We start from the raw sequence: 24824 nt of genomic DNA, 5'->3' as shown, positions 1-24824 counted from the left end.
TATTTGTGAAGGTACACACCTTATGTGCACTGTCTTGCCTAAGCACCATGTAGGCCGTTGGAATTTAACTTTGAAGGTTAATAAACTCTAGTGAATATGATGGCATTCATGGCTTTCAATTTGCAGTACGCTACTCGTTACTCTAAATCTTTCAGCAAGCAGATTTTCTACCTTTAAGCGACATGCTTCGTCATGCTTTTCAATAGTACAGTGCTTTTTGAGTACCACATGAGCCCCCACGACTAGGCCATCGTAATTACGTGTTACAGTTACATTATGTACATTATGTACGTGTTCTATGCTTGTGATTTCGCTTTCTATATCTGCTACCTTAGGAAGTTTTGCTTTATTTAAACGCAAACCTTTAATACAACTTATAATTACTTTAATGCCCGTAAACAATACAAACGACGCTATAAGCATACTCGATAAAATATCGATGACCGCAAGGCCTGTGAAATATATTAATACACCAGCAACAAAAGTGGACACAGTAGAAATCAAATCAAAAAACGAATGTAAGAACACGGCATAAACATTAATGCTTGCTTTTCGTCCCTTGTATAACACCCAAGCAGCGGCACCGTGGAACAAAAAGCCCAGCCCCGCAATTACCGACATTAAGTAACTATTTATCTCAAGTTCGTTACCTTCATGCTGATGAATAAATCGCTCCCCACCTTCATATAGAATCACCAAACTAATTGCGAGATATAAAATGCCATTAATAAGCCCACCCATTAACTCAGCCCGTTGATAGCCATCATTGAAAGTTTTAGCTAAGTGAATAGCAAAACTTGAAGCAATTAAGGCAATAAATAGCGAACTATTATGCACAAACAAATGTCCTGCATCAGCTAATACAGCAAGCGAATTAGCATAATACGCGCCAATTACTTGTATGATCATAAATGAGCATGTTATTGCAAGCGCAATGAGTAAGCGCCTGCGAGAAGCTTGGTGTGTTGTAATTTCGGTCATGAAATACTTGGATTACCTATACTTAAAATGCAAGTAAGCCGCTAAAGGCTCACTGAAGAAAGGAGTAATGATATACAGTATCAATTATAATGCGTGACTCACATAAACGCACTAAAAAAGTTAGTAATATCAACAAAACTGTACTAAAACTATATTATAAGAATAAAAATCAATCGGATATGTCCTATCTTTTATAGAAAATGAGGTAACTTAAACGTTGAACTCGATTAAAGAGATCTGGAGTACATTAAAGTGTCTCCCTTTTGCTGTTTTGGTCCACGACTCAAAAACACGCAACTACAAAGCGAACGAATCCGCGTTAAACCTGTTTAATTTAAAGCAGCATTCTGACTTGAATGAAAATCACTTTAGTCACATAAAGCTAATAAGCCCTTTAAGTAAAAAAACTTTATTATTACAGAACCTTTTTGATGTTTATCTTATACCTAATGTTCAAAATAAAGTGGTGCTTGAAGTAGATAAAACAGCCTTCTTACTGAATATTAAATTTGCCAATATTACCGAGACCGTTTCAATGATCACCTTTGAAATAGAAAAACAAACAATTGATGAACAATATAATTTTGATGTTGTTATATCGAATATATCAGCCGATCTCATTGATATTCAGAACGATGATGTAGATAAACATATTAATTATGCATTAAAAGCAATTGGCACTGTATGCCATGCAGATCGCAGCTATTTATTTAAATTTAACGACGAAAACACACAAATGAGTAATACACATGAATGGGTAAATAAAGGCATAATGCCTTTTAAGGATTCGTTACAAAATATTCCTAAAAGAGAACTTCCCTACTTTTTTAAATTAATGAACGACACTTACCTTTTTAAAGTAAATGATATTGCGGATTTACCAGCCTCTGCAGGTGGTGAAAAAAAAGAATTTGAACTACAAAAAATCAAATCAGTAATGTGCATTGGCTTAAGCTACGAAAAAGAGCTTGTTGGTTTTATTGGTTGCGATTGTGTAGCAGTAAAACGTGAATGGACAAACCTTGATTTAATCAGAATAAAATTAGTGGGTGAAATACTAACCAACGCGTTCAAAAATATAAACTATAAACAAAAATTAGAACTTACTCAGCAGCAACTTATCACAGCCAATCAACAATTAAGTGAGCTGGTAAATACAGACGGCTTGACTAACATAGCTAATCGTCGATGCTTTGATCAAACTATAGATGACGAAATACAAAGATGCGTTCGTTACCAACAACCCATTAGTTTACTTATTTGCGACATCGACTTTTTTAAAAAATACAACGATAGTTATGGTCATCAAAAAGGGGATGAGGCATTAAAACAAGTTGCTGAAACACTACAAAATTTATGTAAGCGCCCCGGCGATCTAGCAGCTCGATATGGTGGTGAAGAATTTGCACTTATTTTACCCTGTACCAATACTGATAATGCATATTGCTTTTCCACTCTAATTCAAAAAGAAATAGCCAAGTTGGGCATTGAGCATAAATATTCAGAAGTAAGTGATATGCTTACTTTAAGTATTGGTTTTTATAGCCTAATTCCTAACACAAAAACAATAGCAGAAGACATTATTGCAAAAGCAGACGCTGCTCTTTATAACGCTAAAGAAACTGGTCGAAATAAAATTTCCGAGAGCCCCCCTCGATAATATGTACTTCTTAAGTGCCCACTTTTTGTAGGTAATTACATTGAAAAGTGGTAGTCTTTATTAGTTTAAAATTAAAACAATACACCATTTTATGATTAATTATTATAAGGAATATTTAAATGGATCCAGTGTCACAAATCCTCGATGTCGTATTTACCGTTGAGGCATTTTTACTCATATTTGTTATTGTGCTTCTAAAAAGCAGTGTTAAATTTGTCCCTCAAAATAGAGCTTGGCTAATTGAACGTTTTGGTAAATACCAATCAACCAAAGAAGCCGGCCTTAATTTTATTATTCCGTTTATCGATAGAATATCTGCCGACCGCAGCTTAAAAGAACAGGCCCAAGATGTTCCATCTCAATCAGCTATAACAAAAGATAACATCTCGTTAATTGTAGATGGCGTATTGTACTTTCGAGTATTAGACCCGTACAAAGCTACCTATGGTGTTGACGATTATACATTTGCAGTTGTTCAGCTTTCGCAAACAACAATGCGCTCAGAGCTTGGTAAAATGGAGCTAGATAAAACTTTTGAAGAGCGTGACCTACTAAACACAAATATAGTAGCTGCAATAAACCAGGCATCTGAGCCATGGGGTATTCAAGTACTGCGTTACGAAATTAAAGATATTGTGCCACCGAACTCGATTATGGAAGCTATGGAAGCACAAATGAAGGCTGAGCGTGTAAAACGTGCTCAAATTTTAGAGTCTGAAGGTGACCGTCAAGCAAATATAAATGTCGCTGAAGGTAAAAAGCAAGCACAAGTGCTTGCTGCAGAAGCAGATAAAGCTGAGCAAATTTTACGTGCGGAAGGTGAAGCTACCGCAATTACAACCGTCGCTGAAGCACAAGCCAATGCACTATTAAAAGTCGGTGAAGCCGCTGATACAGAGCAAGGGCAAAAAGCGATTCAACTTGATTTAGCAACTAAAGCCATTTCGGCTAAAGAAGCCATTGCACGTGAATCATCTGTTGTTCTTCTCCCTGACAACGCAACAGATGCAAGCTCAATGGTTGCGCAAGGCATGGCAATCATTAATAGTTTAAACAAGCAAAATAAAGGTTAACACCTAAAGAGGTTTGTATGGATTTTATTATGCAAAATTTACCACAAGCACTTATGGTGCTTGGTATAATTGCCTTAATAATAGAAGTAGCCGTGCTGGGTCTCTCTACTATTATTCTATTATTTTTTGGCTTATCACTACTGATAACTGGTTTTTCAATGAGCATAGGAATATTGCCAGACTCATTAACAACTGCACTATGGAGTAACACAGTGGTAACGGCTATTTTAGCCATTGGCCTGTGGAAACCTCTAAAAAAAATGCAAAACCGTGTGGATACAAAGCCCGTAACAAACGATTTTGCAGAGCTTACGTTTACCCTAGATGACGACGTTACCGAGCAAGGGTTAACTACTTATAATTATTCAGGTATTAGCTGGAAATTAAAAAGTGAGGAAGCAATTACTGCAGGCACTCGCGTATACGTTATGAAAAAAGATGTTGGTGTAATGTGGGTAAAACCGGTTTCACAGTAATTTGTAAGCTAATTATAAAATAACGGGTGGCTCGAGTTGCCCGTTTTTTATCCCGCTAATTTGAATTGTCGTCCCTTGTATATTTTGTAAGTCCTTATTAGAGTCGCATAATGCTGAAGTCACAAATAGCAGCTCACCTTGTTTGCCGCCAAATGCTGTACATGTAGGATTGAGGTTATTTACTTTTATTGTATGAATTACTTCTGCATCAGGCGATAAACACATAATACAGCCCATTCCCCATACTGCTAACCACAAGTTACCAATACTGTCGATTACGCAACCATCGGGATCTACATCGGTGTTATTAAATTGATAGAATACCTTCGCCGTGCCAGCAACTTCACCTGTATTAACATCAAGGTCAAGAACGTAAATACAGCTTGTAAAAGAGTCACAATAGTAACCACGAGAGCGAGCTTTATCAAAACACAAACCATTAGGAATGGTTAAATCAGTCACAATGCAATTTAGCTTTTTTTTGTAATAGCGGTATATCTTACCCTGCCCTTTTTCGGCAGTCATATCCATTGTACTTAACCAAAAACCACCCCAGGGATCGGCACGCCCATCGTTTGAGCGCCTATTCGAGTCACCACTTTCAAGTTCCGTAATTAACTGAGGTATTTTACGCTTTATATGATAACGGTAAATTCCAGATTCAGTTCCTAAAATTAAATGCTCTTTATCTTGCCAAGCTATAGCTGTCACTATAAAAGGCATTTCAACCGAGTAAGCATTTGCTGGTTCATCGAGTGAGCAACAAAATAACAGTTTTTCATTGATATCAACCCAAAAGAGTTTTGCCAACATTGGGTGCCATAGCGGACTTTCGCCAAGCTGATTTTGCGTATTATTAAATAAGGTGATTTTAAAATCGCTCATTTTAGAGTTTATTTACCTTGTAGGAGCAAACTATGACCTTGGTACAATTATTCGCAGCACAAGGTTCTTAAATAACGGGCTCGAAAGCAACAACGGCTAAATTATGCTGACTTACGTTCGCGATATAATAACTATAACAATGTCAATTTATGCAAAAATATTGACGCATATTATCCATCTTAATGTTGCAAAATCAGTGACCCTTTTAAAGGTTTATTATTAACATAAGCTTGAAGCCTAACATTAACAAAAAATATAACTCAGTGCGATGGAATTACAGCCATAAAATTACTAAAAATATCATGCCAATTAATTAATATATTAACTACCGAGATATTTATTAAATTAAATGTCTTAGTTATTGTTTACTTATTATTGAATTAACCTTTAATAGGAATGCAACTTATTGATAATATGTGTTTTATAGCTCGCCCTCACTGGCCTTAGTTGGTAACATAAAGTCAGATTAAAAGGAGTTACAATTATGGCTAAAAATATAAAACATGCACTTGTAGTCGAAGGTGGCGCAATGCGCGGTATATTTGCTGCAGGTGTCCTTGATGAATTTTTATCACAAAATCATCAGCCCTTTGATTGTTACTTTGGCGTTTCTGCAGGAGCAACAAATGTAGCTGCATTCTTATGTAAGCAACCCATGCGAAACTACAAAGTGATAACAGATTATTCATGTAGGCCGGAGTTTATTAATCTGGCTCGGTTTTTAAAAGGTGGTCACTTATTTGACCTTGATTGGTTATGGGAAGAAACTATTCGTGAAATTCGTCTACAAACCGAAATATTTGAGCAAAACCCACAACCGTTTTATATTGTTACTACCGCTATAGATTCAGGTAAAGCCTATTATTTAGAAGCAACAAACGACAATATGGTTGAGCAATTAAAAGCATCCTGCGCAATTCCTATTGCATATCGTGATTACCCGATTATAAATAACACACCTATGACGGATGGTGGAGTTGCAGACTCTATTCCTGTTATCAAGGCGTATGAAATGGGGGCGCGCGAAATAACGGTTATCTTGTCACGTTCACGAGGGTACAAAAAAAAAGCGACAAAAACGTCTTGGCTCACTAAACAAATTTATAAGGGCTATCCTGCACTCATAAATGCAGCATTAAATAGAGCTGACGTTTATAATAAAAGTATCGATTTTATAGAAAACCCACCCAGCGATTGTATAGTTAATATTATTGCACCACCAAAGCACTTTAAAGTGGGCAGAACCACTAAATCGTTTAATATTTTAAATAAAGGATACCAAATGGGCATAACTGAAGCGCGTGCTCACTTGCAAGCACCCTAAAATAAACAATTAAAGAAAATGTTTTAACCGCCGATATTAATTTAGTCAGGAGAAAAATATGAGTGAAAAAATAAATGACGATGCACTTCATGCTCTTAAAATAGCGTTTACATATATGCCAAAAGCTATTGAAGTGACTAAATATGAATATGGTGAGCGTTATCAAACGGTCCTTGATCATATAGAAGCCGTAAGAGAAACACTGCTGATAAACGATGTTGATCCAGAAGAAGTTGATGGAGATATCAACCCAGAGTACACACCTAACTCAACATACTAGATTATATAACGTGCACACAGATACGCTAAATCTATATTTTAATCAAATCGTGTTTTTATGTATTTAGTTGCCGAGATAGTAATAGCTTTTTATCACTTTTTAACGTTATTCTAAACTTGCTAAATAAAGTTTAAAAAAAATTAATACCATAGGGTTTTTCTATTGAATTTTCTTAGGCAATTTCACGACATAGTCTCTGATCAAAGTTTATCATTTGACAACAAAACGCAAAAGCTATTAACGTTTGGGCTTAACGTTTTTAATCTTGATTTAGCTATTATCAGTAAGGTTGAAGACCAGTGTTACACTGTTTTATATGCGGTTACCCCTAACAACGATCTTGCTATAGGTACACAATTTGACCTAGAAGGTACTTACTGCACACACACCCTCAAAGCAGGCTCAGCCCTCGCATTTCACAATGTATCTCAGAGCGAAATTGCAGACCACCCTTGCTTTGCTAATTTCCAACTGGAATCCTACATTGGTGCTCCTATTAAAATAGGTAATGAAGTGTTTGGAACCGTTAACTTTTCTTCTGCTGATTCATCGCCTGTTTTTACAGACCAAGCCTATGATTATATAGAATTATTTGCACAATGGTTAGGTGCGGAATTTGCCAGAAACCAAACAAAAGATCGCCTAATAAAAAATAGTAATAGCCTTGTTAAGCTTGAAAGCGTTGCGAATATAGGAACTTGGGAAGTTGATATTGCCCACAATAAAATTTATTGGAGCAAACAAACTAAGCTTATTCATGAAGTTGATGAAAACTATCAACCTATTATGGAAACAGCAATTAACTTCTATAAAGAGGGATCTAGCAGAGAAAATATTACCAAAGCAGTAGAGTTAGCCGTTAGCAAAGGCGAAAAGTGGAATTTAGACCTTGAAATTGTTACTGCAAAAAATAACAACATTTGGGTATCGACCTTTGGAGAAGCTGAATTTGAAGGCGACACCTGCGTAAGGTTATTTGGCACGTTTCAAGATGTAACAGAGTCGATGACCCTTCGTGAAGAACTTAAAAGCAAAAAAGCAGAGGCTGAACGCTTACTTTTTGATAGAAGCATGCTTTTTGCAAAAATTAGCCATGAACTCAGAACGCCACTCAATGGTATTACAGGCATGCTCACCAACTTGATAGATGAGCATGATGAACAAAAAAGAACAGAAAAAATTAAAGTTGCGCTACGCAGCTCAGACATATTATTGAACATTATTAATGAGGTTCTTGATTTCTCAAAAATTAATCATGGCGAGCTTAAGCTTGAACCAAACAATGTTTTATTAAAAACTGTTTTCACTGACCTTGTTTCACTTTATACCCCTTTATTTACTGAAAAGCGTGTCGCACTTGAAGTGAAAAATGAAATTAATGACGATTGCTGGGCCTTTTTCGACAACACACGCCTAAGCCAAATTACCTCCAATTTACTCAGTAATGCATTAAAGTTTACAGAAAAAGGTAGTGTAAAGCTGGACACGTTTTTAACCAATATTGACGACGCTTTGTCACTCACTATTACCGTGACTGACTCAGGCAGAGGGATGACTCCTGAATTTCTTAAATCGCTATTTTCACCATTTACGCAAGAAGTCGATGCTAAAAATACAAAAGGCGGTACAGGTCTAGGCTTAGCAATTGTAAAAGAACTTGTTCAGTACATGGGCGGTAAAATTGAAGTCAGTAGCGAAATTAATAAAGGCTCTACATTTTCAGTTTATATCCCTATAACCCGAGGTGAAGAGCAAGCACTTGAAAATAAACCGCTCGCTAACATTGATTTAAACACAAGCGAGTTATCTGTGCTTGTTGTTGATGACAACGACATCAATAGATTAGTGCTTAACGCATCCCTAAATAAGCTTAATATACACCCCGACTTTGCGGTTGATGGTCAAGACGCTGTTTTAAAATGTAAGCAAAAGCCGTATGACCTTATTTTTATGGACTGTATTATGCCTATTTTGGACGGTTTTGAAGCAACTAAGCAGTTAAGAGAGCAAAAAATTTGCCCCGCAGATAAAACGTATATTGTTGCGTTAACTGCTAATACGTCGTCGCAAGATAAACTTGCCTGTAAACAAGCTGGCATGGATATGTTTATATCAAAACCTTTTAAAATGTACTCACTTGAGCTCGCTATCGCATCAGCAATAAAAACCGTTAAGCCAAAATTACATTAAATATACCTGACAGTAAGTAAAAGGAAATAACAATGAAATTAATAGCTCGGACCATTTTGATTACTATTTTAGCTTTGTCACTTTATACCGGTTATTCGTCACAGGATTGGCAGTCAATCATGGTAATTTTAATTGTTAGTAGCTTTTTGCTACTACTTACCTTTGTCACTGCAAACTCAAAACAAGGTGCAACCACATACAATACTAGTACAAGTTACTCTGATAATAATTGCAGCGGTTCAGATTCTGGCTGTGGTGGCGGTGGCGATTAACCTATTTATATATGATTTATTACGCCATAAAAAAGCCGCCTTTGGAGAGGGCGGCTTGGGTTAACAAACAGCGATGGGTGTACCTTGCTGTTATATCAAGAGAAGTTTTGCACGTTAAGCAGCTGTTTTGTCTTGCTCGCTTTCTTCGCTGTTGCGAATTAAGTAATCAAAAGCACCTAAACTTGCTGTTGCACCGCTGCCCATGGCAATAATAATTTGCTTAAATGGGGTATTTGTTGCATCACCTGCGCCATAAACACCCGGTAATGACGTAGCACCTTTTGCATCAATTAATATTTCACCAAATTTACTTAGCGCTAAGTCACTAATTTTTAACCACTCAGTGTTAGGAATTAAGCCTATTTGTACAAAAATACCCGCTAGAGTAAGTGCCTTGCTATCACCTGATACTCGGTCTGTGTACGTGAGTCCTGTTACCTTTTTACCATCGCCAAGTACTTCTGTAGTTTGGGCGTTTTTAATAATAGTAATATTATTTAAGCTTTTCGCTTTGCGAATAAGTACTTCATCGGCGCGAAGTGTATCTGCAAATTCAAGCACTGTTACGTGCTCAACAATGTTTGCTAAATCGATTGCCGCTTCAATACCTGAGTTACCACCACCAATCACTGCTACAGGCTTACCTTTAAACAAAGGGCCATCACAATGTGGGCAGTATGCTACACCGTGCCCACGGTACTCTTGCTCACCGGGTACGTTCATTTCACGCCAGCGTGCACCGGTTGCTAAAACAAGTGATTTAGCTTTTAAAGTAGCCCCGTTCTCAAGCGTAATTTCGTATTTGTTATTAACGCGTTCAAGTCCTGCAGCACGTTGGTTATGCATTACATCAACATCGTACTCTTTAACATGCTCTTCAAGCTGTGCAACAAGTTTTGGCCCTTCAGTGGCTTTAACAGAGATAAAGTTTTCAATCGCTAATGTGTCAGCAACTTGCCCACCAAAACGTTCAGCTACAACACCTGTATTTAAGCCTTTACGTGCAGAGTAAATAGCAGCTGAGGCACCCGCAGGCCCACCACCAACTACTAGTACGTCAAATTCATCTTTTTCACTCAGTGCCGCTGCTTGGCGTGCTGCACCTTTACTATCTACCTTGTTTAAAATGTCAGTTAGGCTTAATGCACCTTGGCTAAATGGTTCGCCATTTAAATAAACAGCCGGTACGGCTAAAATGTTGCGCTCTTCTACTTCCTCTTGAAATAGTGCGCCATCAATCATTGTTGCTTTAATTTTGCTATTAGTCGCGGCCATTGTATTTAGCGCCTGCACTACTTGAGGGCACGTTTGGCAGCTCAAGCTAATGTAAATTTCAAAATTAAGTTCTTGATCAAGTGATTGTATCTGTTCAATGTCTTCGCTTTTTGCTTTACTTGCGTGTCCGCCAGTGTGTAAAAGCGCCAACACTAAACTTGTAAATTCGTGTCCCATCGGTACGCCTGCAAACGTAATATGAGTATTTTTAACTGGTGAATGTACAACCATAGACGGGCGGCGTGCGCTGGTATCTGGGTTGTTAACTACCGTAAACTTATCGCTTAATGATGCTAAATCATTTGCTAAGCTTTCTACTTCTGTTGATTTTTTGCTGTCATCCAAGGCAATAAGCAGCTCAACAGGTTGAGTAAGCGATTCGAAATGGCTTTTTAATTGATTTTTAATGTTGTTATCTAACATGGCTTAACCCTTTTTAGGAAAATTCAAACAGCAAGCCTCCCATGCCAATAAATGCATGTGCTTAATTACCATATTGAGATAGGAGGCACCAATAAACGAATATTTATTGGCTTAAGGGCAGTTACCTGCCCTTACAGTTGAGGTAATCTATACTTAGATTTTACCAACTAGGTCTAGTGAAGGAGCAAGTGTGTCCTCACCTGGCTGCCAAGATGCTGGACAAACTTCACCGTCGTGAGTTGCAATGTATTGTGCAGCTTGTACTTTACGCACTAGCTCTTTAGCGCTACGGCCAATGCCTAAATCGTGAGTTTCAATTACTTTAATTTCACCTTCAGGGTTCATTACAAACGTACCACGAAGTGCTAGGCCATCATCTTCAATCATAACGCCAAAGCTGCGAGTAATACGGCCTGTTGGGTCGCCAATCATCGGGAATTTAATTTTACCGATTGTGTCTGACGTATCGTGCCATGCTTTATGAGTAAAATGAGTATCAGTTGATACTGAGTAAACTTCTACACCCATTTCTTGTAGTTGCTCGTAGTAATCAGCAACATCGCCAAGTTCAGTAGGACATACAAATGTGAAATCTGCTGGGTAAAAGAAGAAGATTGACCACTTACCAAGTACATCTTTTTCAGATACTTCTACAAAATCACCATTGTGGTATGCAGTTGCGTTGAAAGGTTGAATTTTTGTGTTGATTAATGAAGTGCTCATAGTATTCCTCATTTATATTTAATGTATTAATTTAAGTTACCAAGCAAAGCGAGATTTTTTGGGCTAACCTTGCTGGCTTGATTAATACAATAAGCCCATCGATAAATTAAATAAAATTGATTGTTTAGATTAAAACAATCGATTTTTAGGATGAAACTAAATAATAACTAGATTCGTACTTAATTTATTGCAATATATCGGTTTGCACGCGTAAGGCTGATACAATTGCCTCGCTTACTATTAAAAACACCCAGGGCACACTGTTATGAACAAGTTTATCAATCACATCCAATTAGGCTATCTTGGCCTATTACCATTTCTAGCCTGTTTAGCGTGGCCGCTGATGCTCGGTAGTAACAGTGTTAACTTAGAGTTTTTTACGTTTTATAGCATTGCTATTCTTGCTTTTATGGCAGGTAATCTTTGGCATGCCGGCCAGCAAAGCTATGCTGATGCAATAAAAGCGGTACTACCTGTTATTCCGGTACCATTTTTAGCGTTTTTACCTGTTGAATGGGTTTTAGGGTGGTTATCGCTGAGTTTTTGGCTTGTTCTACTTTTTGAAAAATCAACATCACAGTGGCAAACCTACGACAAAGACTATCAAAAAATGCGCTTTGTGCTGACATCGGTCGTGTTTGTATGCCATATATTTATTATTGGTATGAGTATTTACCCAAAATAGTAGCTATTACCTTAAATATTGCGCGGTAATAATGTACCATCCGCGCACAGCTATTTGAGGACTCACCATGATTGACCAATTACGCCAGCAGCTTGACGAGCTTGGCGAAAACTATGTAGAAAAAAACGCCGCTTTCAAAATCAAGGTCATTCCATTTTTTTGCGCTATTAGCATTAAAAAAGATCACAAAAATGAAAACCGCCTCAACTTTTATTCAAATCAACTTATTGAGATATTTTTAGTTGTTTTGCTCATATTATTTGGCGTAACGTTATATAAAGCGGACGGTGGGTTTACAGATGGCCCACTGCATTTTGCATTTGCAATTGTAATCACTTTTAACTTAATTATTAAGCAAATAGCCATCGAAGGCCTAAAAACAAGGCTTGCTTTTGAGCGTTTAAGTACGGCGAATAAGCAACTTCAAAATGTTAATAAGCAAAACACATAGCAAAGTATGTACTTAAATCCTAATTGGCGAATACTTACTGTTGGCGATGGCGACTTATCGTTTTCTCATGCGATTTTTGAGCACGTAAAACCAAATAAATTAGTCGCCTCAACTTACGATAGCGCACAAACCATAGAACAAAAATACCCTGATAACGCTTTAAAAAAATTGCGTGAATGCAGTGTTGACGTTCTTAATAATTTTGATGTGACGAGCAAAGCGTGTTGGCAAACATTAAAAAGTAACAACCAATACTTTGATGTAGTCATTTTTCAGTTCCCACTTATTCCTGCATTTGTAGGTAAAGAGGCGTTTGAAGCTCGCACTCGTCAGTCAAGTATGAACGTTTTAAACAGAGCTCTATTACATCAATTTATTAAATATGCCACTGAGTTTGCGTTAAACCCAAATGGCCCAATGCTTTGCTTTATAACCTCTAAAGATGTAAAACCTTATCGTGAATGGAACATAGAAGGCAGTTTAAACGAACGTTTAAGCAGCAAATATTGTGGCCAAATGCCATTTGATATAACACGTTTTTCGGGCTATAAAATTCGTAATGTTGACCGTGACAAACACGTCAAAGACACCAGCGGGATCACGTATGTATTTAGCCCAAAAAGTAGCACCTTAGAACCCCAACTAGCCAAACAATTAACCAAACCCAGCTACTTAACATCAAACCATTGCGCGCTTTGCCGAGTTGGACCGTTCATCGCAGAAGAAGACCAAGCAAAACATCTTAAAGCTAAAAAGCACTTGCAAATGTTACGCCTAGAATCTGATTGGCAACACTGGTTAAACACCTTTTACAGCTAACTATTGGCTGCCTTAATTAAGTCAGCCGCTTTTTCTGCAATCGCTATAACAGGGGCATTAGTGTTACCTGTGACAATTGTGGGCATTATTGACGCGTCAACAACACGTAAATTATTAACGCCATGCACTTTTAACTTGCTGTCAACAACCGACATCTCGTCCTTACCCATTTTACATGTCCCAACGGGATGATATTCAGTGTCAGCTGTTTCACGAATAAACTCTATTAACTGCTGATCATTATTTATATCGAGTGGATAAACCATATCTGCACGTATTTCATCAAAGGCTGGGCTATTCATTATTGCGAGTGTTTTTTTCAAACCCAACAACATTATGTTTAAGTCATCTGGGTGGCTTAAATAATTAGGATCAATCAGCGGTGCTGTATGGGGGTCATTGTTTGCAAGCTTGATAGTCCCTCTACTTTTAGGTCGCATAATACTGCTATGAATACTGTACCCATGCCCATAATGCAACTTGCGACTATGATCGTCTACAAGCCCAATTACAAATTCGAGTTGAACATCAGGTGCCGGCGAATCTTTAAACAATTTAATAAACGCATGAGACTCCGCAAAGTTACTTGTTAAACATCCGTTTCGTTTACTAAACCAATCTGCAACCCCTTTGGTAACTTGAAGCGCACCTTTTGGGCTTATACCAAACGTACCGGCACTATTATTGGCTTTAAAAAGTGGAACCACTGTTAGATGGTCTTGTAAATTTTCACCAACGCCTTCTAACACAACCTTCACATCAATATTATGTAATTTTAATTGCTCTTTTGGTCCAATCCCCGATAGCATTAAAATTTGCGGCGAATTAATAGCCCCCGCACTCAAAATCACCTCTTTATTAGCCGTTAACACTATTTGCTGTTTGTTACGTGTTATTTGCACTCCTTGCGCAGTTTTATTTTTTATATTTATTTTTTTAACGTGGCAATGTGTGAATACGGTTAGGTTATCCCTATTTAAATTAGGTGTTAAATACGCTTTCGCTGCACTACAACGTTCTCCTTTATGCTGTGTAACCTGCGACAAACGTGCACCACTTTGTTCTTTACCGTTAATATCATCATTTAGCGGTACCCCTTGTTCAGCGCAAGCATTTAAAAAATACTGATTAACAGAACTTGGCGTATTTAGCTCTTGTACATAAAGCGGTCCATCAACTCCATGCAATGGGTTTTTTATAAATTCACTGTTGTTTTCAGCTTTTATAAAATAGGGCAACATGCTTTTATAATCCCAGCCAATGTTCCCCTGCTTTTCCCACTCATCATAATCGTGTTTATTACCTCGAATATACACCATTGCATTGATTGAGCTTGAACCACCGAGCACTTTACCCCTTGGCATAAAACCGCACCGATTGTTAAGTGCTTTTTGGGGTACTGTATTATAGTGCCAACTGTTAATACCATAAGGCACGCTGGCAGCAACTGCAGCTGGCATTTGAACAAGAGCGCTTTTATCTCCCCCGCCGGCTTCAATTAAACATACACTCACATTTTTATCTTCAGATAAACGCGAAGCAATAACACACCCAGCACTACCTGCCCCTATAACAATGTAATCAAATGTTGTGCTCTGCATGTGAGCCCTTATGAAAAATTAATACCTTATTAATACTGCATAGAAAAACACATCAAAACTTGATATTTTTAGACACCAAGTTGCTGGAGTAATGCATGAAAAATTTTATTAAGGCCACATCACTACAAGGGATAGACTCGCTTGTTAAGAGCTTAGGCGCTGACATATCACAAATAATGACACAGCTTGGCCTTAACATTTGCTTTAATAACTTAGAGCAACAATACTTGCCCTATAGTACTTACGCCGAACTCCTTGAGCATTGTGCACATACGCTCAACTGCCCAAGCTTTGGGCTGCAACTAGCCAATAAGCAGAGCTTTGATATACTTGGCCCTATTGCTATAGCAGCAAAAAGTAGCACTAATTTAGGTGACGCTCTCAACTGGGTTATTAAATATTTGCACCTACACACTCCCGCTTTAAGTTTAACTATTCATCCGTTAGAGGCTGATAAAACACTCTTTTTATCATTTCAAATAAACTTAAACCCATTACCTAAAACAACCCAGGTTTTAGAACTAACTATCGGCCTCGCCATGGGAGTAATAAAAAAATTAAGTGATAACACCTGTAAACCACAAGCGGTATTTTTACCTCAAAAGCAACTTACTAATACCCGCGCATATAACACTTACTTTGGCTGCAAAGTCACGCACAATAGAAATAGTGCCGGTATAGTTATTTTAAAAACAGATTTAGCATTATCAATTGCACAACCCCAGTACGATAAAGTACCTGCCGCGCTGCAGTTTTTAGCTCAAAGCGAACAGCAAAATCAATCCCTGCCAACTCAAGTAAGCGCGTTAATTAGGCCCATGTTGCCAATATATCAATGCACAAACGAAACCATAGCAGCAGCGCTGGGTATGCACCCAAGAACATTGCACAGAGAGTTAAATAAACACAACACAAGCTTTGTAAAACTAAAAGACTCAACCCGGCGCTCATTAGCTGCGCACTATTTGGCGCAAAACCATTACAGTATTTCAACCATCTCAGAGCTATTAGGTTATCAAGAACAAGCAACACTTAGCGCCAGTGTAAAACGTTGGTTTGGTTATTCTCCGCGAGCATACAGAGCTAAAAAAATGATAAACTTAAATAAACATAATTCTAAGGAATGAGTATGAACTTTGTAATTGTAGGTACTAATTTTATCAGCGACACATTACTTGACGCTGCTAATACCCTCGCTGATTTTAATTTATACGGGGTTTGCTCTCGCGCGCTTTCAAGCGGCGAAGCATTTTTAGCAAAGCACCCGCAAAATACACATGCAAAAACGTTTACCAGTATTGAACAAGTTTGCCAAGACGAATGCGTTGACGCAGTTTATATAGCCGCGCCCAACAGCTTGCACAAACAGTATGCGGTTAGGTGTTTAAACGCAGGTAAACATGTACTCGGTGAAAAGCCGTCTGCAGCCAATAGCCAAGAACTAAAAGAAATCATAGCCACCGCTAAGCAAAACCAGTGCTTATACATGGAAGCAATGATGACCACCCATTTACCTAACTTCACATTGTTAAAGCAAGCACTTAGCAGAATAGGCACTCCTCGAAAGTACATCGGTCAATACAGTCAATATTCATCTCGTTACGATAAGTACAAAAATGGGGAGCGCCCTAACACCTTTTTACCTGAATTTGCCAACGGTGCTTTGGTCGATTTAGGTATATACCCTCTTTACTTGTTAATTGCACTTTGGGGCGCGCCGCAAAGTGTAAATGCAAGTGGCGTAATACTAGATACCGGTGTTGATGGCGCAGGCGATGTACTGCTTAATTACTCAAATAAGCAAGCTGTGATTAGCTACTCAAAAATATCGCAAGGCGAAAACATAACAGAAATACAAGGTGAACTAGGCAGAATGCGTATTGAAGCCGTATCGCAACTCAAAAAAGTAAAGTTTATTGCTAACAATGGCGAATCAGAAATTATATCTGAACAATTTGATGAGCATTTTATGAAGTTTGAAGTTGCTCACTTTATGCAACTCATAGAAAAAAAACAGTGGGAATCTGATGTAAACACCTTCGCGTTGTCATTAGATGTTATGAATGTACTTGACGAAGCTCGTAAACAATTAGGTGTGATTTACCCAAACGATAAAACACATTAATTAAGCCTATAACTGGATTAGCTGTATATGGGCGTTAACCAACGACAGTTAACGCCCATGGGGAAATGCAAATCACTATACCAACTACACACTTTTTACTTATATACATTTAGGTAACGATCCCCATCCGTGGGCAATCAGTTTGATAAAATGACCTAAAGTATTTACCAATTCCTGACGAGATAATAGAAACTATTACTCAATCTTCATCAGAAAACAGCCACTACTCATTTTATCGGTGTAAATCCAAACTAACACACAAAAACATAACCAATCAAGCTAGCCAATTATTTAATTTTAAACTAAATTGGTATTACACAAACCAAAGCAACTAACAATATTGTTTTATAACCAAATCATAACACTAGAATTTTGACATATTAGTGGGGTTTGGGGTAACCTTGTCGGTTAATAAATGATATAAATTTTTAGACCTAAATGGTCAATATTCCTTAGGGTATGAAGGTACAATATGGGTAATCGTCGCTTATTTTGGCGCATTGTTGATAAAATAGAGTCTTTAATAAATCAAGGTGAGTTTACTGCTGGGAGTCGTTTACCTCCTGAGCGTGAACTTGCAGAAATGTTTGACGTAAGTCGCCCAACAATTCGAGAAGCAATTATTGCATTAGAAGTACGTGGACGGGTTGAAGTTAAAACCGGTTCGGGTGTTTATGTTGTTGAACAAAAAAATGCCTCTATAAAATCAAAAGAGATCAGCGCATTTGAATTAACTCAGGCCCGCGCACTCATCGAAGGCGAAATTGCAGCACTTGCCGCTCAAAGCATTACAGAAGAAGAACTTGAGAAGCTAAATCAAACGCTAATAGTAATGGAAAAAGGGCTTTATGTAGAGCAAGCAGACCGAGAATTCCATGAAATAATTGCCAGAGCAACACGCAATAAAGCGCTTGAATTTGCTGTTTCTAACTTGTGGGATTTACGATTAAAAAACCCACAAATTGTTGCTGATTACAGTAGTGTTTGTACTAATAACAACGAATGTGTGATGGATGAGCACACCGCTATTTACACGGCACTAAAATCACATGACGCAAGTGCAGCCCGCGCGGCCATGCATAAACACTTCAACCGGTTAATAAATGCATTGTTTGACGCTGTAGAAGCGCGTGCTCTTGAAGAAATAAAACGTAAAAATGACGAAAAACGCGGTCTTTACTCTTTAGACGGTCTCGTTAATAAAAGCGCTCACTAAGTTTAAACATACTAGCAAACAATCTGTTTGCTAGTATGTTGCCCTTCATTAGATCATACTCTAAACAGCCATACCTATTTTTTAATCGCAAACACTTACCAATCGTACTAAAAGCAGATATTATCCCGCCACAAAATATAGCCATTGCATCTTAAATAGTGGAAATTTATTAACCCCTATTAACAGTGCTTTAAATTAGGGACAACAATGCAATCAAGTACCAAAGATTTCATATTAGCAACTGTTTGCTTATTAATTGCCATGATGACCATTCAATCGGGTGCGTCGTTTGCAAAGCAACTATTCCCCATTGTTGGCCCCGAAGGGACGACCGCGCTTAGGCTTGGTTTTTCTGCACTTATATTATGTTTAGTATTTAAACCATGGAAACATATACCCACTAGAGGAAACCGCTTAGCTATTGTGGTTTATGGTTTAAGCCTAGGTGGAATGAACATTCTGTTTTACTACGCTATTGAGCGCATACCCTTGGGTATTGGTGTGGCACTGGAGTTTACTGGTCCCCTTGCCGTTGCTTTATTTAGCTCTCGCCGTAAACGCGATTTATTTTGGGTTGCCTGCGCCATTGCCGGTATATTACTTTTATTGCCCGATATGAGCGGTGAAGAGAGCTTAGATCCTGTTGGTGTTATTTTAGCTTTAGCAGCAGGTGCATGTTGGGCTGGCTATATATTGTTTGGTAAAAAAACCGGAATGCAAAGCTCAGGTGGTGCAACGGTTGCCCTAGGTATGACCGTTGCGGCCATTGTGCTTGTGCCCTACGGAGGCATTATGCAAGCGAGCGCATTCACATGGGAAGTTATTCCTCTGGGGATTGGTATTGCAGTTTTATCAAGTGCGTTACCCTACACGTTAGAGATGGTGGCACTGCGTAATATGCCTTCTCAAGGCTTTAGCATAATGATGAGCCTTGAACCTGCCATTGCATCACTTGCTGCCTTTGTTATTTTAGGCGAGCTACTCACACTCTGGCAGTGGTTAGCCATTTTATTAGTAATTATAGCCTCGGCAGGAAGCTCCTTCTCTGGCGAGTCAAAAAAGTAGCCTAAACCAAAAGCCATCAACCACGATGGCTTTTTTGTTAAGCTGTATGTGCTTTTTGTTTTTCTTTTTTAGCAGAATAAACAAAACCTATTAACGCAATAAGCGGCATTGCAGCCGCAACTAAAGCTATACTTTCCCACCCCCCAAACTCATATAATGAACTAGCAATTAATGACCCAACAGCACCGCCCAAAAATATACTGGTCATGTAAATGGCGTTAAGCCGAGCACGGCTTTGTGGCTCTAGCGAATAAATTACCCGCTGACCAAGTACCATATTGGCTTGCACTGCAAAATCAATTAAAACACCGGTTAGCGCCAATATGATAATGCCGTTTGGTAAATCAAATAAGCTGGGTAAAAAACACAATAATGCAATCACTTTGGCTAATAACGACATTTCGTAGGTATAACCTTTGTCAGCTAAACGCCCAACAATAGGCGCTGCAACAGCACCGGCTGCGCCTACTAAAGCAAACAATGCTATTTGAGTTTGAGAAAAACCATATTCTCTGGCAAGCACAACAGGCACTGTCGTCCAAAACAAGCTAAACGACGCAAACATTAGCCCCTGGTAAAAAGCACGTTGACGAAGCACAGGTTGACTTATTACCAGCGACTTTAACGATCGTAATAAAGCAAAGTAACGTGTTTTATGCGTTGGCAACCTTGTGGGTATAGCAAAGTGAATAACTAAAGCAATAAATACCATGCATCCCGCGGCAAAAAAGAACACGGCACGCCAGCCAAAATGATCGGCAATTATGCTGGCTACAGGTCTTGCTAACAAAATACCCAACAACAGCCCCGCCATAATATTACCTAAAACTTGCCCCCGCTTTTCGTCTGACGATAAATGCGCCGCCAACGGAATAAGTACCTGCACCGATACCGAGCTTGCCCCCACTAGCAAACACAAAAACAGCATTGTATTTGGAGTTTGAACAACCCCCAGTCCAATTAAGCTAAAAAATGTAATACACAGAGTAATTAACATTAACCGTTTATTTTCAACTAAGTCGGCTAACGGCACTAAAAAAAATAACCCAATGGCATAGCCAATTTGAGTTAAAGACACAATAAAGCTGGCACTGTGTGCACTTAAACCCACATCCGGGGCTAACAATTCTATAATAGGTTGTGCATAGTAAATGTTGGCAACAATTAAGCCGCAACATAGTGCAATAACGCTTACAAGAGTACGGCTGATCTGCACAGGGTCTGCGCTTAAATTAGACATGGCATTCTCAAAATTAATTAAATAAAACCTCAAAAAACTGAGGTTTTATTAGGTCACTTTATGGGTGAAGGCTTTCCGTGCGGGCCTGAACGTAAATATTGCTTAGGTGCGTTAACTGTTGCACCCAATTCAGCTGCTGCATGCCATGGCCAATGTGGGTTATATAAAATACCTCTAGCTAAAGCCACTGCATCCGCTTTGTGCTCGCTTAAAATATTTTCTGCTTGTTGCGCTTCGGTAATTAAACCCACCGCAATAACCGGCATATTAACGGCCTGCTTTATTGCAGTAGCAAAAGGCACCTGAAAGCAAGGCTCAACAGGTATTTGCTGTAAAGGGCTTAAACCCGCAGTACTTACATGAATAAAATCACAACCAAGCTCATCAAGCGCTTTAGCAAGCGCTATTGATTGCTCTAAATCCCAACCACCCTCAACCCAGTCAGTCGCTGAGATTCGAATACCCACGGGTTTATTAACATTAAACTCAGCGCGCACCGCTTTAAAAACCTCCATTACAATGCGCATACGGTTTTGTAAACCGCCTCCATATTCATCGTCACGCTTATTACTCAAAGGTGATAAAAACTGATGCAACAAATACCCATGAGCACCATGTAATTCGATCAGATCAAGGCCTAGCTCGTCGGCGCGTTTAGCAGCGCTTGCAAAGTCCGCAATTAATTGGCCAATATCTGCCTTACTCATTGCAACAGGTTCAAACGAATGCTCATCGTAAGCCTGTGCCGATGGCGCAATAGTTTGCCAACCATTTTTATCGCTAGGCGAAATAGCACCTACGTCGTCCCAAGGTTTACCGGTTGACGCTTTACGCCCTGCATGCGCAAGCTGAATACCTATAGGCATGTCACTATATTGCCTAACCGTGTTTAAAGTTTTACCTAATGCTTTTTGGGTTTCATTATTCCACAGACCTAAATCACCATAGCTTATTCGCCCCTCAGGGCTTACAGCCGTCGCTTCCATAATAAGTAAACCGGCTCCACTTAAACTCAGTTGACCTAAATGAATAGTATGCCAATCAGTTGCCTCACCATTAATAGCTGAATATTGGCACATAGGTGCAATAATAATGCGGTTAGGTAAACTGAGCTTACCCAAAGATAACGGCGAAAAAAGCTGGCTCATAACAGATCCTTGATGCATACGAATTAAAAATTAAATTGAATGTACGAACTAATAAACACATTCGCCCATTTAGTCATATAAAAACCTTTATTTAAAAGTAGGTTATGGGGAGGTAAAACTTTTTTTAAACCGCTACAACTTACTAAAAAATAAATGGCTCCCTGCCCAGCCAAATAAACTTACAAAAAATTAACACCACCAAAATCCAAGCATACAAAAAAGGATGAATAGTCATTCAAACATTCACAAAAATCAAAACCGTACACAAATTGTACCCTGCACGGGTAAAGCAAATAATAAATGGGTGATAAATTTAAAAAACCCAACAAACCACACCTAGCCAATCCTTTTTTATTCTAAAAATGTGAATTTTAATTCAATTTACACATTCCCTGATTCGATTGTGACTGATATCATATTCAGTGTACTTTACTTATGTTAAATCTTTGAACTAGGGATCATTTTTATGTTTAAACCAAGCTTGTTAACCTTGGCTATGTCGGGCGCCCTATCTAGCGCTTTTTTACTTCCAAATACTGCGTTTGCCCAAGAGCAAGAAACCGCAAAAGACAAATCACTTGAAGTTATTGAAGTAACAGCAACACGACGTAGCGGCTCAGTGCAAAACGCACCGCTTAACATTACAGCGCTTGATGCCGACATAATGAAAGACCAAAACATCAGCGAGCTCGCCGATGTAGCACGTTGGGTACCTGGTTTAACAATTACCGATCAAGGTGGTCGTTCTGGTTCACCTATTATTGTACGTGGTTTAAACACAAATTCTTCAGGTCCATCATCAGACGGTGGCACCGTTGCAACTTACATTAACGAGATCCCAGTCGCCATTGATATGCGCCTAGTCGACGTAGAGCGCGTAGAGGTTCTTATTGGGCCACAAGGTACGCTGTACGGTGCAGGTACATTAGGTGGTGCTATTCGTTACATGCTTAAAGAGCCTGAGCTTGATTTCACATCACTTGAAGTATTCGGCAATGTATCGCAAACACAAGAAAGCGACTCTATTGGCGGTGAAGGTGGATTCATATTTAACTTACCATTAATTGAAGACACACTTGCCGTTCGTGCTAGTTTAAACATTTACGAAGACCCAGGTTTTATTGACTATGGTTACGTAGTGCGTGAGCCGGGCGTATCGTTACCTGATCCAGATTGGACCGACAGCGCAGCAGTTAACAACAATCTTAAAAAGGTAGAAGACGCCAACGGTGAATCAACCACTACAGGGCGTATTTCTGTTCGCTTTAAACCAAGCGAAACATTTGAAGGTACACTTAACTACTTTTACCAAAATCAAGACAGCGAAGGTCGTTCAATTGTTCATTACAATACATTGAGCGCCGATAACGGTCTTAGTGATTTAATTGGTGAATACGAGTCAGGTTACCGCTACGAAGAGCCACGTGAAAAAGAAAACCAACTACTAAGCTTAGAGTTAAAAGCAGACTTAGGTTTTGCTGAATTAGTATCGGCAACAGGTATTTCAAATTTTGATGCCGACGGCCAACGTGACCAAACCGATTTACTTATTCGCCTTGATTACGGCTACGAAGAATTTCCTGCGTTTTCATCGTTCACACGTGAAATTGAAGAGCAAGACACGTTCACACAAGAAATTCGTTTAGTATCACAAAACGACAGTGACATTAACTGGATTGTAGGTGGTTTTTACAACAAAATTGAAAGCGATGCGTCTAGCCAAGAATACACGCCAGGCTTTGGCGATTTTGCAGTAGAAAACTTTGGTGCAGACCAATCTCGTCCAGACCAACTTGAATACTACTCAGTTGATCGCGTTGAAATAACAGAGTCAGCTTTATTTGGTGAAATTGGTTACCAAGTTACCGAGAAACTCGATATTACTGTAGGCGCTCGTTTTTACAAATACGATGTAGAATCTGAGTCAGCGGTCGATTTTCCATTATTTAATACCTTATTCGACGGCGCAGGCCCAGACGACGTAACACTTAACTTTGAACAAAATGAAGCAAGCGACAACGGCAGCCTATTTAAATTTAACGCCAAGTATCAATTTACTAATTCAGTAATGGGTTACGCAACAATAAGTGAAGGCTTCAGAATTGGTGGTTCAAATGGTTTAGCACCTTGTCCTGATCCATTACCAGCTAACCAAGCGGGTTGTGGTAACCCAAGTGAAATGCTTTACGATGCAGATACAACAACTAACTACGAGCTTGGGTTTAAAAGCACATGGTTAAGAAGCCGTTTACACTTTAACGCCGCATTATTTAATATAGATTGGGACGACGCACAAGTTGCCGGTGCAACTGAGGTAGGCCAACTACCGTACTTGTCTAATGCCGGTTCAGCCAATGCGAAAGGTATTGAAATATCGTCGCGTGCAATTTTATCTGACTCATTCTCTGTGTATTCTACATATGCATACACAAAAGCAGAGCTAACATCAGACGCACCATTCTTATTTAATTCAGACGGCACAGATGGTGCAGAAGATGGCGACCGTTTACCAGGCTCGTCTGAGCACCAGTTTTCAATGGGTGTAAACTATCAAACCGATGTGTTTAACGACAAAACGCTTGATATTAACTACGGTATTACCGCACAAAGCGATGTAATTTCTCGTGTTGGTTTACGCGATAACGGTGAAACATTGCCAGGTTATAGCTTAAGCAATATTTCGGCTAAATTAACCGCCGATGAGTGGTCAGCGACCGTTTACGTAGACAACGTATTTAATAAATACGCCGTTACGTCTGTTCGCCGTTCAGATGCCGATATTACCTCAGCAAATAGAACTGATATACAACGTAACTATGGTTACTTTATCAACCGTCCATTAACGGTAGGCATTAAATTTAATTATAAGTTTGAAATATAATTAACTGTTAAGTTTAAGTACAATCAAAAGG

Annotated in this window: 22 protein-coding genes; 15 read left to right on the top strand and 7 right to left on the bottom strand. The window is 38.8% G+C overall.

Translation table 11 applies throughout. The annotated features are described in order from the left end of the window. Positions 1–87 precede the first annotated feature (87 nt). A complete protein-coding gene (locus AC27JL_RS04885; protein WP_006791624.1) occupies positions 88–981 on the bottom strand; it encodes a cation diffusion facilitator family transporter in 894 nt (297 codons plus the stop codon). A gap of 217 nt (positions 982–1198) precedes the next feature. Here AC27JL_RS04885 and AC27JL_RS04880 point away from each other — a divergent pair, with 217 nt between their 5' ends. The 3 genes from AC27JL_RS04880 (at position 1199) to AC27JL_RS04870 (ending at position 4190) form a co-directional block, all read left to right on the top strand. Beyond that, positions 1199–2641 carry a sensor domain-containing diguanylate cyclase gene (locus tag AC27JL_RS04880; protein WP_487194974.1) on the top strand — a complete coding sequence of 481 codons (1443 nt, stop codon included), beginning with the start codon at positions 1199–1201 and terminating at the stop codon, positions 2639–2641. Between the two features lie 119 nt (positions 2642–2760). Then, a complete protein-coding gene (locus tag AC27JL_RS04875) occupies positions 2761–3714 on the top strand; it encodes an SPFH domain-containing protein (RefSeq protein WP_006791622.1) in 954 nt (317 codons plus the stop codon). Positions 3715–3731: 17 nt separating this feature from the next. Further along, positions 3732–4190 carry an NfeD family protein gene (locus AC27JL_RS04870; RefSeq protein ID WP_487194973.1) on the top strand — a complete coding sequence of 153 codons (459 nt, stop codon included), beginning with the start codon at positions 3732–3734 and terminating at the stop codon, positions 4188–4190. Positions 4191–4202: 12 nt separating this feature from the next. Here the strand turns inward: AC27JL_RS04870 and AC27JL_RS04865 are convergent, their stop codons facing one another. Then, a complete protein-coding gene (locus AC27JL_RS04865; protein ID WP_487194972.1) occupies positions 4203–5075 on the bottom strand; it encodes an SMP-30/gluconolactonase/LRE family protein in 873 nt (290 codons plus the stop codon). A 484-nt stretch (positions 5076–5559) separates the two neighbouring features. On the opposite strand from AC27JL_RS04865, the gene AC27JL_RS04860 reads away from it, so the two are divergent. The 4 genes from AC27JL_RS04860 (at position 5560) to AC27JL_RS04845 (ending at position 9141) form a co-directional block, all read left to right on the top strand. Next, a complete protein-coding gene (locus AC27JL_RS04860) occupies positions 5560–6399 on the top strand; it encodes a patatin-like phospholipase family protein (RefSeq protein ID WP_008129729.1) in 840 nt (279 codons plus the stop codon). A gap of 58 nt (positions 6400–6457) precedes the next feature. Continuing rightward, entirely contained in the window at positions 6458–6679 is a 222-nt protein-coding gene (locus AC27JL_RS04855) for a hypothetical protein (protein ID WP_006791618.1), read from the top strand. A gap of 162 nt (positions 6680–6841) precedes the next feature. After that, positions 6842–8869: a hybrid sensor histidine kinase/response regulator gene (locus AC27JL_RS04850; RefSeq protein WP_487194971.1), complete on the top strand. Its 2028-nt coding sequence runs from the start codon at positions 6842–6844 to the stop codon at positions 8867–8869. A 32-nt stretch (positions 8870–8901) separates the two neighbouring features. Next, complete coding sequence (locus AC27JL_RS04845; protein WP_203988039.1) at positions 8902–9141, top strand: hypothetical protein; 240 nt, start codon at positions 8902–8904, stop codon at positions 9139–9141. Between the two features lie 114 nt (positions 9142–9255). On the opposite strand, the gene ahpF is transcribed toward AC27JL_RS04845, so the two are convergent. Beyond that, positions 9256–10839: an alkyl hydroperoxide reductase subunit F gene (gene ahpF / locus AC27JL_RS04840; RefSeq protein WP_243533924.1), complete on the bottom strand. Its 1584-nt coding sequence runs from the start codon at positions 10837–10839 to the stop codon at positions 9256–9258. A 153-nt stretch (positions 10840–10992) separates the two neighbouring features. Further along, positions 10993–11562 carry an alkyl hydroperoxide reductase subunit C gene (ahpC, locus tag AC27JL_RS04835; RefSeq protein ID WP_004587118.1) on the bottom strand — a complete coding sequence of 190 codons (570 nt, stop codon included), beginning with the start codon at positions 11560–11562 and terminating at the stop codon, positions 10993–10995. Positions 11563–11827: 265 nt separating this feature from the next. On the opposite strand from ahpC, the gene AC27JL_RS04830 reads away from it, so the two are divergent. The 3 genes from AC27JL_RS04830 (at position 11828) to AC27JL_RS04820 (ending at position 13517) form a co-directional block, all read left to right on the top strand. Next, a complete protein-coding gene (locus AC27JL_RS04830) occupies positions 11828–12247 on the top strand; it encodes a DUF3429 domain-containing protein (protein ID WP_487194970.1) in 420 nt (139 codons plus the stop codon). 67 nt (positions 12248–12314) lie between these two features. After that, entirely contained in the window at positions 12315–12698 is a 384-nt protein-coding gene (locus AC27JL_RS04825; protein ID WP_487194969.1) for a hypothetical protein, read from the top strand. Between the two features lie 6 nt (positions 12699–12704). After that, positions 12705–13517: a class I SAM-dependent methyltransferase gene (locus AC27JL_RS04820; protein ID WP_487194968.1), complete on the top strand. Its 813-nt coding sequence runs from the start codon at positions 12705–12707 to the stop codon at positions 13515–13517. On the opposite strand, the gene AC27JL_RS04815 is transcribed toward AC27JL_RS04820, so the two are convergent. Next, positions 13514–15118 carry a GMC family oxidoreductase gene (locus AC27JL_RS04815; protein WP_487194967.1) on the bottom strand — a complete coding sequence of 535 codons (1605 nt, stop codon included), beginning with the start codon at positions 15116–15118 and terminating at the stop codon, positions 13514–13516. The two genes, AC27JL_RS04820 and AC27JL_RS04815, sit on opposite strands and share 4 nt — an antisense overlap. Before the next feature lie 95 nt (positions 15119–15213). Between AC27JL_RS04815 and AC27JL_RS04810 the strand changes: the two genes are divergently transcribed. The 4 genes from AC27JL_RS04810 (at position 15214) to AC27JL_RS04795 (ending at position 19524) form a co-directional block, all read left to right on the top strand. Continuing rightward, the gene (locus tag AC27JL_RS04810) at positions 15214–16245 is read left to right on the top strand and encodes an AraC family transcriptional regulator (protein WP_487194966.1); all 1032 of its coding nucleotides are present in this window, start codon (positions 15214–15216) and stop codon (positions 16243–16245) included. A 2-nt stretch (positions 16246–16247) separates the two neighbouring features. Beyond that, positions 16248–17243 (top strand): Gfo/Idh/MocA family protein, encoded by a 996-nt coding sequence (locus tag AC27JL_RS04805; protein WP_487194965.1) that lies wholly within the window; start codon positions 16248–16250, stop codon positions 17241–17243. A gap of 472 nt (positions 17244–17715) precedes the next feature. Continuing rightward, complete coding sequence (locus AC27JL_RS04800) at positions 17716–18459, top strand: FadR/GntR family transcriptional regulator (RefSeq protein WP_487194964.1); 744 nt, start codon at positions 17716–17718, stop codon at positions 18457–18459. 207 nt (positions 18460–18666) lie between these two features. Further along, positions 18667–19524: an EamA family transporter gene (locus AC27JL_RS04795; protein ID WP_010556798.1), complete on the top strand. Its 858-nt coding sequence runs from the start codon at positions 18667–18669 to the stop codon at positions 19522–19524. Between the two features lie 37 nt (positions 19525–19561). Here AC27JL_RS04795 and AC27JL_RS04790 read toward each other — a convergent pair whose 3' ends face one another. Continuing rightward, positions 19562–20764, bottom strand: a complete 1203-nt coding sequence (locus AC27JL_RS04790; RefSeq protein ID WP_487194963.1) for an MFS transporter — start codon at positions 20762–20764, stop codon at positions 19562–19564. Positions 20765–20817: 53 nt separating this feature from the next. Next, a complete protein-coding gene (locus AC27JL_RS04785) occupies positions 20818–21912 on the bottom strand; it encodes an NADH:flavin oxidoreductase/NADH oxidase (protein WP_487194962.1) in 1095 nt (364 codons plus the stop codon). A 466-nt stretch (positions 21913–22378) separates the two neighbouring features. Here AC27JL_RS04785 and AC27JL_RS04780 point away from each other — a divergent pair, with 466 nt between their 5' ends. Further along, complete coding sequence (locus AC27JL_RS04780; protein WP_487194961.1) at positions 22379–24793, top strand: TonB-dependent receptor; 2415 nt, start codon at positions 22379–22381, stop codon at positions 24791–24793. Positions 24794–24824 lie beyond the last annotated feature (31 nt).

The organism is Pseudoalteromonas sp. 4NS20-0020, from assembly GCF_057554385.1.
This window is presented reverse-complemented; position numbering and strand designations above follow the sequence as displayed.